Here is a 15,378-nt window from a genome sequence, read left to right on the forward strand (position 1 = left end):
AAAATTCATACCGCAAGCCTTGTACAGACTACCTGGCTACGGGAAGGCTAAAAGAAAATGATACCTGATCAGAACGGAGCTCTACAATAAGTTCTCCACCGTTTTGCTGAATGTATTCCCTACATAAATGCAGGCCTAGCCCAACACCTTTTTCATTGGCCGTACCATACGCTGGATTATGTATCTTACCTGAACTAAAGGTATCCTGATTGATGGCAACCGCCCCGGAAACAGGGTTAGTGACAATGATATGGGCATGTGTGGCATCCTTTTTCAGCGAGATGGTTATGTTTTGTTGAAAGGGTGTAAACTTGATTGCATTGTCGATCAGGTTACGCATAACCAGCTGAATCTGGTTTTCATCGGCATAAACTTCTATGTGCTGATCTGCAAGAAATGCAATTCCGATTGATTTTCTCGTTATAAGTGGCTGATATACCAATAGCAAATTGCTTATCATTTCCTTCAGATCAAGATTTGAAGGAAATGCAGTTACCCCCTCCATTTGGCTTTTTGCCCAGTAAAGGAGGTTATTTAGCGTATTGTGAATGGTATCAATGCTTTTTCTGCTTTCGTTCAGTAACATTTTAAGGTCTTCAAACGTAAGCAGGTTCATATCTTTGAGCGAGAAAATACTCAAAAGACTGTTAAAAGGACTGCGCAGATCATGCGCTATGATAGAGAAAAGTTTATTTTTTACGGCATTGGTTTCTTCCAGGGTCTCTATGGTTTCATTGAGTTTTAGTGTCCGCTCTTTTAACATTTTAACACTCTCGTTCAGTTTTAGCGTCCTGCCCTGTACCAGTTTCTCCAGTCTTTCTTTTTGCGTAGTAATCAACCTTATATTCTGTTTTCTGATGGTATTGAACCGGTCGCCCAGCGCAAAAGACAGCAGCAGCAGTTCAATGGTAGTACCGGCGGGGACAATGTAAAAGGTATAATCATGATAAGCAAATACACCTGATAAAGTAAGTGTAACAAATAAAATTGGAATGCAGACAAAAGCCCAGGCCAGTATATAATATAAGGCTGCTTTATGGCCGGTACGGTAGGACAAGAAGCCATTTATCCATAAAAAAACGCTGGATAACATCAACAGATAATTTACAATGCCTGATATGGCACTTTTATAGCCTAATATACTAAGTACAAGAATAACCAACCAGCAAAAGATCAAAACATTATATATACGGATCACACCGGGGATCCTTTTTTTTAACTCCAGATAATTGATAGAGAACAAGGCAGAGGCCAGACAGGATACGCTGAGAAAGATATGTGGATAAAGATTGATAAAAGCACGAAAGTTAGTTCCGAAAACATATCCATACCCCCTGATATAGAAGATCAGATAAATAAACAGGGATCCGACATAGATGCTGTAAATAAAATAAATATGGTCTTTAAAACTCAGATAAAGAAAAAGGTTAAAAAAGAACAAGATGATGAGTGCACCGATATACATGGCCTCAAAGCGCGTTTTAAGCGCCGATTCAGCAATCAGGGTTTCTGCTGTAACAAGTTTAACCGGCAACAGCAGGATATTATTTGTTTTTACCCGGATATAAACGGTTTGAATGCCGGGGTGGATGTCATCGGCACCTCCTAAATCAAAAATGTAATTGTTTGAGGCCACTACCCTTTTCATTTTAACAGAGAGGCTTCCCGTATGCAGGTGTAACTGATGGCTACCTGGCAAATCAGCATACAGATCAATAGATTCCACATTTGGGACATCTATTACTAAAAATGCCTTTCCATCACTTTTATTGAAGTAATTGAGTTTCATCCAAAAAGCTGACCGGCGATTGCCAAAGGCCAAAATCTCAGCATCCGATTTTAAAAATCTACCCCCTTTATCCAATGCTTTTACAGCAGCAAGATTTAACCCGCCTGTTTTATCCTCCAGATAGCTGACAGACCTGCCAATATTAGAATAGGGTGAACTGTCATTGAGATTGATCAATGGCTGAGCATAGCCCCAACTAAACGAGGCCAGATAAACTAGCAAAATCAGAGCGTAGCGCATAAATTTGGTTAATGCCCAAAGTTAATATTAAGCAGTGGAAATAAAGCATATGCAGACGATTTACTTTAACCAATTTAAACAATTTTTCATTTCAATTGTAATATATGCAACTAACCTTTAATACTTTATATCATGAAAGCGATAAACTTACCGGCTATAATAGCAATTAGTTTTTGTATGCTGCAGGCATGTCAAAACGCCAATAAAAGCACCAGGGAAATACAATCAGAAGTAATTGATTCGTCAATGGAAGCCCATACCATTACAGATACCACGGCTTTAAACCGGGGCGCAGGTATTGCTGATTTTCTAAACGAAGCTGCCCTTGGGGGTATGGAAGAAATAGAACTCGGAAAAATAGCCATCGAGAAATCAGCGAATCCCGGTATTAAGGATTTTGCCAGACAAATGGTAAAGGACCATACTAAAATTGCTGAAAGACTTAAAGTACTGGCTGAGGGTAAAAAAATGACTTTACCTGCAGCGCTCCCTAAGACCGATCTGGATCACATTGCTGAGATGAAAAACATGCAGGCAAATGAGTTTGATAAGCATTATATGGGCATGATGGTAAAAGACCATGTCAAAACACTGGACCTGTTTAAATCTGCTACAACTTCAGGCGATACGCCATTGCAGAATTTTGCGATCAGTACCTTGCGTACCCTTGAATCTCATTATAAAATGGCTACCAGCTTAAATGATAAGCTGAAATAAAGCATAGGGCTTAAGCTCTTTTGCTTAAGCTCTCCATAAGTTGGTCATACAAATCATCACTTGCCGCTTTTTTAGTTTTGATCTTTTTAACAGTTGCCCTTTTGCCCTGGGCTTTTGATTTTATGATCTTTAACAGTTCTTTAGAATAATCGTTTTTAAAAGCACTAATGTCAAATTCAGTAGTATATTGTTTGATCAGGGCAAGCCCAACCTGTAGTTCTTTTGGGTTGATGGTAACGGAATCCTTCAACTGCAGTTCTTTGGGATCGCGTATTTCTTCCTGAAAACGAATTTTAGTGATTACGATGATTCCGTTAAGCGGATGAATAACACATAAATTTTCTGTGTTCCTCAACACAAAACGTGCTACGCCTGCTTTTTTAGATTTTTCTAAAGCCTTAAGTAATAAAGCATAGGCTTTTTTACCCTGACTTTCTGGCTGGGTATAATAAGACGTTTCGTAATAAACCGGATTGATCTCTGTTATATCTACAAAATTTTCAATCTCGATCACTTTGGTCTTTTCTGGTTTTACCTCTTCAAAGTCGTGCTCATCCAGCACGATATAACGGTCTTTCAAAAAATAACCTTTAACAATTTTGTCATAAGGGACTTCTTTCTGAGTCTTCTCGTTTATCCGTTTAAATTTAATGTTACTGTGGTCCCTTTCATCAAGCATATCCAGATCAAGCTGACTATTTTGCACCCCTGAAAATAATTTTACCGGGATATTGACCAGACCGAAGCCAATTGATCCTTTCCATATCGATCTCATCTGTATTTATTTATGTCGCTAACTGTTATTTGCTATAAAACAAGCGGCAGGTCAAAAGGTTCAAAAAATATTTTTCCAAAACTGTAGCATATCCGCCACCTGTAACGTCTAAATAAAAATTGATTGTGTATGGAGTCAAAAGAACTAGTCAGAGAAATTGTAAAAGTAGCAGAAAGTCCGGATATGGATAAAGAATTGATTGAGGCATTAACCAGTCTATGCTTTCAGGAAGAAAGCCTGGTTCCATCTGATGTACTTTTTGTTTTTGGCTCCAACGTTCAGCACCGGGAAATTGCTGATATCATTAGCTATATGCTAAATGCGGAACTGGTAAACCAGGTGGTAATTACAGGCGGTGTGGCCAATTATAATGGTTCCTTTTATAAAAAAGAAGCTGAATCAGCCCAGATCAAATCCTATATTCCGATTGAAAAATATCCAGATAAACAAATCTATACAGAAAATAAATCAAAAAACATTATAGAAAACATCGTTGAGGCACAAAAAGTATATTCTTTCAAAAATATCCGGAGTATGACTTTTTTAGCGCATTCTTATGCCACTACGAGAGCTGCTTTATCCTTAAAAAGATTTTTCCCCTCAGTAATGCTGCATTGTATTCCGCTACCGCTTCCTACCGATTATTTAAAATACCCGATCAGCAGGCAAATGTGGTGGAGGACGGCGTATGGCCGCGGACTGGTATGGGGAGAATATTTAAGGTTACAGACCTACGGACAAAGAGGAGATTTTCCTATAGCCGAAATAGAAGCATCCCTGGCCTATATAAAGCGCATTGCTGAACAAAAATCTTTATCAGTAGCCTGACAATAGAGCGATCCATATCAGGCTACAGATAAAGTGGTTAATTGGTGGTACCCGAAATTTTGTTGTCCTTAAGGCTGACGTTTTTGCTATTTCCTTCAACCAGCACAAATTTTTTGGCAGTAACCTTACCAGAAATGTTTTTTACGATTGCATTTTGAACATTTTCCAGTCTGATGATCGATTCAGCACCAGAAGTTTCAGGAAGCTTCCATTCAGACACTTCAATGTCTATACCATCCTCACACACCAATGCTGGTCTAAGATCATTGTGATCAAGATTAAATTTCACATTTTTAAGCTTCAATCCTTTTACATGCCTTGCCCAAACACCATATGCAGGCACACGAGGGCCAAAGGTTTTCACTTCGGGATACTGGTCAATAGCTTCTGGTACAGCCTGACGGGCATGTTCTGCCAAACCTCCACCGGCCAGACTGATCTCAATATTCTCCAATGTTAAACCAGTGATGTAGTGACCGGGAACCCCTGTGATTAAAATACCGGATGGCGGCATTAACTGGGCATTTGCAGCAGCATTGGCCTTAACATTTCTGATCACTACATTTTCAAATGTACCTGTAGGTTGTTTAGTATCACTTGTTTTGCGAAAAACACTTAACCTGGATCCCAGACGAAACAGCATAGGTGTCCTCACATCTTCCATCGTAATGTCTGAGATCTCTACGTTGCGTAGATTTGCACCATCTACGGTAAGCAACTTAATTCCCCCGTTCCTGGTTTCATAAATATGGCATTTAGAAATTTTAATGTTCTCGAAAGCAGCCATGGATTCTGTTCCCATTTTTATCCCGGCCTGACTGCTTTTCAGGCGCAATCCGCTTACCTCTATATTTCTGCAGGCCATTTTACTGGAGGTAGTTTTAAATACCAGTGCGTCATCTCCGCTCACCACATCACAGTTTTTGATCACTACATCCTGACAGCCGTCAATGCCTATCCCATCATTATGTGCTACCCCAACGCTCATGATCTTTACATTTTCTATGTGTAGGTTTTTACTCTGGAAATAGTGCGATGTCCAGGCACCTGCATATTTAAGTGTAACACCATTCACAGTCACCCCGTCACATCGTACAATGCGTACCAAAAATGGCCTTAGCCCCCAGCGTTGTCCTTCCGGTCGGGTATCTGTTAAAATGTGCTTTTCCTTTATAGCAGATCCCTGCCCGTCTATAGTTCCCTCGCCTTCCAGTCCTATATTCCTGGCATCAACAGCAACCAGTAAAGCCCAGCCCACATCAATGCCCAGTCCTTCAGTAAAGGGGTCAAGGTTTCTGTAATCCTTCAGATCAGTACTGCCCAGCAACACTGCATTTCTTTCAAAATGAATGGTAATGTTATCTTTAAGTACGATGGTGCCTGAAAGGAACCTTCCTTCAGGAAAGATCACTTTACCCCCACCGGATTGATAACAGGCATCAATAGCTTTTTGTATCGCTTCCGTATTGAGTGTAGTGCCATCGCCAATAGCCCCATATTTCAAAATGTTAAAATCAGCAGCCTTTACAAAATTTGTAAAAGCTGCAATCATGAATAAACTAACCAGTAATTTCAATTTAACCGTTCGGATCATTATATTTTTTAGTTATTATAAGTTACAAAATTGCGCTAAAACCAACCCTCATTTTGAGGATATTTAGGTCCTGTGGTAACCCCGTCAATCTGTTTTTGAGGTATTGGCCTTAAAACATGGAAAGGCTTAATATTGGCTGCTGCCTCAGGATTGTAATTTTTAGTTTTTACCCGATCAATCAATTTATTGGTCCGCACCAGGTCCCACCACCTTACATTTTCACCACACAGCTCCCTTGTGCGTTCATCCAGGATAAAATCAAGTGAAGGAATGGTAGTCACGTTCATTACTGCCGGATTAGCGTTAGGATAGGCGGCCCTTCTCCTTACAAAATTGATGTTATCAAGGGCATCTGTCATGGTAGCTCCACCCATAAATGCAGCCTCTGCAGCAATTAAATAAGTTTCTGCCAGGCGGTATACGATCACCGGTCTGATAGAAGGATAATTTAAATCAGCACGTTTGGTATCGTTATACTTTTTCATATAGGGCGACAAGGTGATGTCATATTTACGTGGAGGGATCAGCAGATACCTGGTAGCAGCAATTTTAGCATCACTTACATCAAAACCCGGCATAAATATAGCTGTATCGCCAACTTTAAATTTATCCTGTCCGGCCACAGCACCTGCAGGTGCCCCCGGAGGAAGCGTATTAGGCCATTTAGGAAGAGAAGAAGCATTGTTACTGATCCAGGTAGTTAAAAAGGTTTTGTTGTAACGGGTGTCATTTACCCTTTCCTGGAAAGCCACATTGGTTAGCCATGCAGTAGGCACGCAACGGATATATGGGCGGCCATAAGTTACGGAACGCTGCATACCAGGGCGCAGTTCGTACTGTGGCACCCACATGTGGTTCAATACATTATCAGCGCCTCCACTATTATTTGGACCATTATAAGCCAGGTTAGAGGTATGCTGAACATTCCAGATCACTTCATTGCTGTTTTCATTTCCTTCTGCAAACACATCACCAAAATCCTGCAGCAATGACAGTCCGCTGGTTGTAATTACGGTTTTGGCCATATTGTAAGCATCTATATAATCATTTGCTTTTTTTGCCGAAGATCCTGCCCGGGTTAAATATACTTTGGCCAGCAAATGTTGTGCAGCTGCTTTTGTAGCTACCCCGGGTAGTGCTCCTGATGATTTTGGATTGGCATAAAAACTTGGGGTAGCAATGGCATCCTGTAGGTCTTTCACAATAAAATCATAAACTTCTGCCATTGGCGTGCGCGTTGCCGACGTGATGGGCGTGCTCTGGAAAGTCTTGTTTAAGGTAACATCACCCCAAAATTGTACCAGGATAAAATAGTAATTGGCCCGAAGGAATTTAGTTTCGGCCACAATCCTGCTTTTAAGGTTATCATCCAATCCGGTAACTGCGGCAGAATTATCAATTACACCATTACAAGTATTAATGTTCATATAACAGTCTTTCCAGATGGCCTCTACGGTTCCATTAGCCGTATCGTAATTGCTATTGTATTTGTTGATGTTGTTGTTTCCATCCTTTCCGGTATAGAATTCATCTGTGCCTATTACTGTCATCGTAAAAAGGTTTTGATTTCCCCAGAAGGAGCGGGTTCCTGCATAAGCAGCTTCAAGTCCTTTTTGAAAACCCTGAGCGGTGGAAAAAAATTCAGGAGTTAAATCAGAATGTGGTTCTTCCACCAGTGTTTTTTTACAACCTGCGGCCAGTGCTAAATATAAGCAGGCTGTAAAGCATATAACTATCTTTTTCATAATCTTAATCATTGAATTATAAACTCATATTTAAACCAAAAGTCATAGAATAGCTTGCTGGTGTATCTACACCTACAGAACTTCTGTTGTTACTTCCGCTGATCGCTTCGGGATCTATACCCTTATATATATTTCTGTACTTGGAGAAAAGAATAAATGCGTCATTTACAGAAGCGTATACCCTCAATGACCTTCCCCCTATCTTAGCGGCGAGCGGTGCAGGTAAATTATAGCCCAATGCCAGGCTCCTGATTTTCACAAATGTACCATCAAAATAACCCAAGGTAGAATTGTTAGGAGTATTGGTTGATGCGGCATTTGGCTTAGGCCAATAGTTCTCATGGTTTGTTGGTGTCCAGTAATTTACATCAAGATTGTTATAGTTTCCCTGAAAGGTATTGGCAAATCCGCTATTGTGCACGCTACTGATAATGGTACTTCCAAACCTTCCAAAGGTTACAACAGTAAAATCAAGATTTTTATAGGCAAAACGGTGGGTCATGCCTCCAGACCATTTGGGCTGGCTCGATCCTATAAATATCCGGTCATCTGCTGTGATCTTACCATCCCCGTTTGTATCCGCCAGCCTGATGTTCCCGATTACAGAACCCGTACCCGTAGTTACTGTAAGCCCTAATCTTTTAGCTTCGGCTGTATCGGCAGGCGTATTTTGCCATATGCCCACCCTGTTATAATCATAAATGGTTCCGATAGGCTGACCTACAAACCTGTTATTCGTAATGTCGTTAATTACGCCTTCCTGTAACTGTGTAATTTTACCTCTGTTGATGGAAACATTGATGTCGGTACTCCAGCTGAATTTCTTCTTACCATCACCATCAATGTTTACGGTACTCACCTGAAATTCCAGACCCCTGTTTTCAGATTTACCAACATTGGTTAAAACTGCATTTGGAATTCCGGAGGTGAAAGGAAGGTTTTGTGGCAGCAATAATTTATCAGTATAAACCTGGTAAGCTTCTATTGAACCGGTAATTCTGTTCTTTAAAAAACCAAAGTCAACAGCAAGGTTTGCCGTAGTACTGTTTTCCCAGGTCAATGCCGGATTTGGTACATTGGAAAGATATAAACCGGTAGTTGTTTTGTCACCAAAATTATAATTGACCCCTGTAAGCGCACCTAATGTTGCATAGGCATCTATTGAGGTATTACCTACCATTCCGTATGAGCCCCTGAGTTTTAAATTTGAAATTGAGCCTACACTTTTAATAAAATCTTCCTGGATCAGGTTCCAGGCTACGGCCGCAGAAGGGAATACTTTATATTTACCTCCTGGTGCCAGACGGGAAGAACCATCAGAACGCATGGTAAGCGTTAACAGATACTTATCCTTGAAACCGTAATTAAGCCTGCCCATATAGGATATCAGTGACCATTTACTATAATCTCCTGATCCTACCAGGTTGGAGCCCAGCTGAGGGTTGTAGTACCATACGTTATCTGCAATCAGGTTGTTGTTGTTAAAGGAATTTGACTGACTCTGAGCTTCCTGTAAAGAAAACAATCCTGTGAAGTTTATTTTATGATGATCTGCAATTACCTTATCGTAGGTAAGTAGATTTTCCAGTGTATAATCCGTTCTGAAACCAGTACGGTTGCTGGAAGTGGATAAACCACCCAGATTATTTGAAGTTGCGCTTGCATAAAAATTTCCGTAAACATCTGATTTGATTTCTGCACCTCCGTTAAAGCGATATTTTAAACCAGGGGCCAAAGTAGCTTCCAGGTATAAGGTGGTAAATGTTCCAAAACGTTTTCTGTTTTCTATTTTAGCGCCTTCTACAAAATCACCTAATGGATTCCAAACCTGGTTTGCACTGCCGGGCACAAAGCCCCATAATTTACCAGTTTCATCATAAGGAGTAGCAAGCGGACTGGCTCGAAGCACTTGCCCCATGGGGTTGGCACCCTCACCTTTGGTGTAGCTGAAATTGTTTATGCTGTTCAACCCTACCCGAACATATTTACCCAATTGTTGCTCTATGCTTATTTTTGCTGTAAAACGCTCAAAAGACTGGCCCGGATAAATTCCGGTTTCGTTATGATAGCCTCCGGACAGGGCATACTGCGTTTTTTCTGATCCACCTGACACACCGATCTGATGGTTTGTAGTGATGCCATTTTTATAGATCAGGTCCTGCCAGTCGGTACTTCTGCCCATTTTGATAGACTCAAGCTCCTGAGGGGCAAAAATACCATCAGTCATAATCCGGGGGTCATCTACACCTGTGTATTTTGGGGCCCCGCTAACAAAATTTCCATTTACTACAGCCCATTTCTTTAACATCTCAAATTGTTTACCATCCATCACATCAATTTTACCCAGGTTTTTGGTCACTCCGGCATAACCGCTATAAGTAACTACAGCTTCGCCAATTTTCCCACGCTTGGTAGTCACCAGGATAACACCATTTGCACCTCTGGACCCATAAATAGCTGTAGAAGAAGCATCTTTAAGCACTTCGACAGATACCACATCATCAGGGTTCAGGTCATTGATATTCCCATTATAAGGAATACCATCAACAACAAATAGCGGATCATTAGTTGCTCCCAGTGATCTGGCACCCCTAATCCTGATGACAGGCGAAGCACCAGGCTTACTGTTACCACCGCTTTTTTGAATGTCTATACCGGCACCTCTTCCCTGAAGGGCCTGAGACAGATTTGCAACAGGCACATCCTTAAGTGCCTGTTCGCTGATGGAGACTATAGAACCTGTAATATCAGATTTCTTTTGTGTTCCATAACCAACAACGATCACCTCTGATAAAGTTTTATTTTCTGCGACAAGCGTTACATTTATTGTAGTTCTGTTTTGAACCGCAACTTCCTGGGTAACATACCCAATTGAAGAGAAAACCAAGGTACCTGTACCATCGGGTATTGTTAAACTGTAATTTCCATTTGCGTTGGTTGAAGTAGAGGTGTTTGTTCCTTTTAACTTTACGATCACGCTTGGCAATGGGCCTTCAGCATCAGAAACTTTTCCTGATACGGTTACTTTTTTAGTAGAATAATTTTCATTACTGATTGTGTTACCCCTCGAATATGAATCCACCACACAACAACACAATAAAAAAACTACAATACACCAACGAAGAGTAGAAGTTTGATTAATCATAATTTATGGCTGTTTAGTTAATATTTGATTAGCCTAATTTAATCAAACAGCCATCCCCATTTGTCTCTTACATTAGCATTGTAATCATTGGGATTGTCATTTCAAACCCCAGTAATTCTGTCCATCTGATTTTATTGGTTCAAGTATAAAATCCAAAGGTTTTTGGCCACTATACAATATGATTTCCTCACCTGCTTTCAGATCCAGTTTAAGCACCCCATCTTGCTGTGGACTAATCTTAAACTCCCGTTTTCCGATAGCTTTAATATTGCTTTTCCAGCCGGTTTTAATTAAACACAGAGAACCGGCCATACTTTTAACTTTAATGAACCGGGTAATTCCATTTTTACGGCTTGCGCTAATTAAAAATGCACCTTTAGCACTCAGGTCATTAAAGGATACATCGCGCCAGGCATCCGGTACTGCCGGAAACACGCTGATAGTTTTATTCCAGCTTTGTAACAGCATCTCATTCATGGTAGTAACCGCAGAAAGTGGCGTTTCAATTACCGGCCCCGCTTCCAGGTACATAGTATTTGGTTTAATGCTGAATTTTCCCTTCATCATTTCATTCAGTAACTGATGGGTTTTGTTTCCGTTACCCATCATTGCATAAATAGAACCTGAACCAGTATAGGAATAACCCCTCCAGGCTGCATTATTATTTTCCCATTGTTTTAATGATCTTTGGATCAATTCACGGTTCTCCTGTTGGTCCCAGTTCACCTCGTATATCGGATACACCTGTAACAGGTGCGAATAATGACGGTGAGAAATGGAAAAATCAGCATCTCTGCCTATACGGTATCCCAACTTATCTTGTGGATAAGGTGTTAAATTGTTTACTGCATCCTGCCATCTGACGGCGAGCGGGTCTTTTAAGCCCAATACTTTATGGATATGCAAGAGGGTATTCAGGCCCCATCTGAACAGAGAAAGGTCGTAATTTGCATCACGGGTAACTCCCTTGGGATATTCGGGTGAATAAGTATAGGGCAGATGATACTTGCCATCGCTCTGCTTTTCCATAATATTTAAATAGTAATTAATAGCTTTGGTCAATACCGGATACAAGCTTTTAATGAGCCGCTTATCCATAGTATGTTCATAAGCCTGGTAATATACATGCAACAGCCAGGTCAGATTACCCAGTTCCATTGATGCAGCACTGGCACTGGTGCTGTCATTTCCCTTTAACACTTTGATACCAGAGGTCATGGTATAAGGCCCTGATCTACCCAAAGCTGCTGAATTGTACTGGTAAGGTTGAGGTGCATTTTTAGCAAGATTACCAATATTATCGTCAATCATTTTCAGCAATGGTTTAACCAATTCCTGATGATTGGAACTAAAGAAAGGGTAATAAGTAAGCTGAATGTTTAAGTTCCACCAGTATTTTGGCCAGGGTGTAGCTTTATACCATGGCCCCATCAGGTCAATTGGATATGCCCCTATCCTGGTTGCCGAAGCCATTTTATATTGTTGTATCCACCAAAAACTTTCCAGCCTGGCATCGGGAACGGAAATAAAACTTTTCTGATAAAACTTAAGCCAATGTGCACGATGCGCCGCAGTAATTTCAGAAATAGATGAAGCATTTATGGTAATCAGCTCTTTTTTTGCTAGTTCCATAGAGTTATCATTTGGATAAGTGCTGGAAACAGTAATGAGCAATGAACCTATATTTCCGGTTTTAATTTCTTTCCAGGCAGTAGTATATCCACCTCCGGCCCTTAATGGCTGATGGTTGAAGCTGATGTCTTTTTCTTTAACTATAACCCCAGGAGGATTGGATGGATACTTTGAAGCACTATCCCTTCCTAAAGAGAGGTAAGGGCTTAAAGCAGGCTCTGGTTTCCATCGCCAGTTTACCAGTTTTTCGTTATGTATTGTCTGCGTATTCAGAATAACGACATCTTTTGTAGCGGCAACCACTGCGTTCAAATTAATTATTCCCTTATCCGTTGTAATTGTTCCCGCCAGTTCAGCCTTAAGCAGATCCAGGCGTAACCTGATGTTTTTTATCGTTCCCTTAACTTCCATCAAAAACCGCCCTATAGGTAATCTGGCGCGGCCAATAGAGGGATTTATGCCCTCTACATGGTCAACTACATCCGTACGGCCAAGGTCAAAACGCAGGGTATTGGGATTTTCACGGTACACCATTATGCCCAGCAGACCATTGCCTAAAAAAGCACCTTCCTCCCATTTGGTGGATAAGGAGTCAAAGACCAGGTCATTTCTGGACAAAAATCTCTCCCAATTTATCTTTTCCTGAATTTGTGCGGTTGCCGGACTTAAAAAACCCACCAGCAGCAATAAAGAAAATACGACAGACTTGTTCATCATCAAAGCTTAGTTTTGGGCAACAATTTCAAAAACAGAACTACTTAGGGGACTGATTTTACCAGATGAGAGGTTTAATCCAATATTCATCAGGTAGTCGCCGCTAAATACTTTTCCATCATCTGGAAAGGTCGATTTCGTATCCGGCAATAAATTAACTTCCTTAATCTGATAACGCTTTAATGGATCAAGGCCGTTTAAAAGCACCCTCCCCATATATTCTTTACGCCTGAAATTAAGCAGGTAATTGAAAAGTACGGCTTTGTTTTTAGGCTCATCCACATACATTAAAACTGCCCTGTTCTCCTCATACGGAGAGATTAAACGGTACAGATCACCAAACCAGATGACATCACTGATCTTTTTATAAGTTTTAACCGCCTGGTTACTGAATTTAATTTCCTGTTCTGTCAGATTTTTAACCCTGATATCATAACCCATTTTACCCATCATGGCCACGTCCGTACGGAACTTTAACGACTGTTTACCCATAGAAGTTACGTGGCTGGAGACAGTTAAGGCCGGGAAAAAGTTGAGGTAACCCCATTGTATAAATACCCGCTCCAGGCCATCGGTATTGTCGCTTGGCCAAAACTCTGTAAAATATTTCAGTCCGCCATAGTCGACCCGACCACCTCCACCGGCACATAGCATGATAGGCAAATGCGGATGTTTTTTTCTTAAACGCTCCAAAATAGTATATAAGGCCCGATTGTAATCGATGAAAAGGTTACCCTGGTTCTCTTTTAAAGCAGGCGAATACGTATTGGTCAGCATACGGTTACAATCCCATTTAATAAATGCAATACCCGGGTTTTTAGTCAGCAGATCATTCACCATATCGTATATAAAGTCCTGTACTTTTGGATTGATCAAATCCAGTACCAGCTGGTTGCGTGAGTAAGCCTCTTCTCTGTTTGGCAATTTCAATATCCAATCCGGATGCTTTTCATACAATTCGCTTTTCGGGCTCACCATTTCAGGCTCCAGCCATATCCCAAACTGCAGGTTTTTTTTACCAGCTTCAGTAACCAGGTAGCCAATTCCGCTTGGCAGTTTTTTCTTGTCTACCTGCCAGTCGCCCAATGCCGTTTTATCCGCATCACGGGGATATTTGTTACCAAACCAGCCGTCATCCAGTAAAAAGAGATCCACCCCCAGTTTATTTGCACCGTCAAAGAGCTCAACCAGTACATCCTGGTTAAAATCCATGTGTGTAGCTTCCCAATTGTTTAAAAGTGTTAGCCGCGGTTTATTGCCATCCAGTACGCCATAATTCCTGGCCCAGCGGTGCAGGTTTCTGCTGGCTTCGCCTTTCCCCTTTTTGGTATAGGTAAATATAAAAGCAGGGGTTTCAAAAGTTTTACCCGGCTGCAATTTATATTCGGAAGCATAAGGGTTCATTCCGGTAATCATCCGCAGACTATTTTGCTGATCAATTTCAAATGCACATTGAAAATTACCAGACCAGGCCAACGTGCCCGCAATCAGTTCGCCATTGTTCTCATCAGCAGGTTTATTTAAAGAAAGGTAGAAGCAAGGCGAACGATACATTTGCGCACGTGTCCCCAGTTTACTATCCAGTATTTTTATACCTGTAGTCAACTGGCTTTCCTTCATCCTCATTTCTGTCATATAATCCCCGTCAAACTGGCTTAGCCAATATTTAGACGCATCAAAATGCAACATAGAAGAAGCATAATTGGTTAAAGTGACCGGCTTTTTCTCGTTGTGTTTTATTTCTGTCCATTCCTTGATAATATCTTCATTAAAATAAGCAGTAAAATGGAGTACTACCTGTACCGGATATTGTGGATCTTTAAGTATTATGGATGTAGTAGCTACATTATCATCCTGTTTGTCAGTTTTATGTGCAACATACTTTAAATCCAGCGAGGGATTGCCATCGTTGTGTACCATACGGATTGCAGGCTCAAATAAGTCACCCATACCAGCACCGATATAAGCTTCACGACGGGTTGATTTTAAGAGGCCCTCATCGCTGTGATTGATCAGTTTTTGTCCAAGATAACTTTGATAAAGCTTTTGTCCGGATGAGATCGTAAAAATGAGCGATGTATGTTTTGTTTCAACAATGATTTGTTTGTCCTGCTGTGCAATGGCATTCAAACCCATTGTAAAAAGCAACAAAAAACAAGAGATATATTTATTTATATGTAAACGGATATCCATTATAGC

General features: G+C 40.8%; 9 protein-coding genes. 2 read left to right on the forward strand and 7 right to left on the reverse strand.

Going from position 1 to position 15,378, the window contains the following annotated elements; translation table 11 throughout:
* Positions 1-28: 28 nt before the first annotated feature.
* Complete coding sequence (locus HDC92_RS01030) at positions 29-2,029, reverse strand: sensor histidine kinase (RefSeq protein ID WP_183871721.1); 2,001 nt, start codon at positions 2,027-2,029, stop codon at positions 29-31.
* Between the two features lie 132 nt (positions 2,030-2,161).
* Here HDC92_RS01030 and HDC92_RS01035 point away from each other — a divergent pair, with 132 nt between their 5' ends.
* Positions 2,162-2,746 carry a DUF4142 domain-containing protein gene (locus HDC92_RS01035; RefSeq protein WP_183871724.1) on the forward strand — a complete coding sequence of 195 codons (585 nt, stop codon included), beginning with the start codon at positions 2,162-2,164 and terminating at the stop codon, positions 2,744-2,746.
* Between the two features lie 10 nt (positions 2,747-2,756).
* On the opposite strand, the gene HDC92_RS01040 is transcribed toward HDC92_RS01035, so the two are convergent.
* Positions 2,757-3,521, reverse strand: a complete 765-nt coding sequence (locus tag HDC92_RS01040) for a Ku protein (protein WP_183871726.1) — start codon at positions 3,519-3,521, stop codon at positions 2,757-2,759.
* A 129-nt stretch (positions 3,522-3,650) separates the two neighbouring features.
* On the opposite strand from HDC92_RS01040, the gene HDC92_RS01045 reads away from it, so the two are divergent.
* On the forward strand, positions 3,651-4,349 hold the full coding sequence (locus HDC92_RS01045) for an ElyC/SanA/YdcF family protein (protein WP_183871728.1): 699 nt from the start codon (positions 3,651-3,653) through the stop codon (positions 4,347-4,349).
* 37 nt (positions 4,350-4,386) lie between these two features.
* Here HDC92_RS01045 and HDC92_RS01050 read toward each other — a convergent pair whose 3' ends face one another.
* From HDC92_RS01050 to HDC92_RS01070, 5 genes are all read right to left on the reverse strand, one after another.
* On the reverse strand, positions 4,387-5,943 hold the full coding sequence (locus HDC92_RS01050; RefSeq protein ID WP_015807535.1) for a glycoside hydrolase family 28 protein: 1,557 nt from the start codon (positions 5,941-5,943) through the stop codon (positions 4,387-4,389).
* 35 nt (positions 5,944-5,978) lie between these two features.
* Positions 5,979-7,688 (reverse strand): RagB/SusD family nutrient uptake outer membrane protein, encoded by a 1,710-nt coding sequence (locus HDC92_RS01055; protein WP_255484317.1) that lies wholly within the window; start codon positions 7,686-7,688, stop codon positions 5,979-5,981.
* Positions 7,689-7,704: 16 nt separating this feature from the next.
* Positions 7,705-10,833 (reverse strand): SusC/RagA family TonB-linked outer membrane protein, encoded by a 3,129-nt coding sequence (locus tag HDC92_RS01060; protein ID WP_183871732.1) that lies wholly within the window; start codon positions 10,831-10,833, stop codon positions 7,705-7,707.
* A gap of 96 nt (positions 10,834-10,929) precedes the next feature.
* Positions 10,930-13,182, reverse strand: a complete 2,253-nt coding sequence (locus HDC92_RS01065) for a glycosyl hydrolase family 95 catalytic domain-containing protein (protein WP_183871734.1) — start codon at positions 13,180-13,182, stop codon at positions 10,930-10,932.
* A gap of 6 nt (positions 13,183-13,188) precedes the next feature.
* Positions 13,189-15,372, reverse strand: a complete 2,184-nt coding sequence (locus HDC92_RS01070) for an alpha-galactosidase (protein ID WP_183871736.1) — start codon at positions 15,370-15,372, stop codon at positions 13,189-13,191.
* Positions 15,373-15,378 lie beyond the last annotated feature (6 nt).

This window comes from Pedobacter sp. AK017 (genome assembly GCF_014200825.1).
GTDB lineage: Bacteria > Bacteroidota > Bacteroidia > Sphingobacteriales > Sphingobacteriaceae > Pedobacter > Pedobacter heparinus.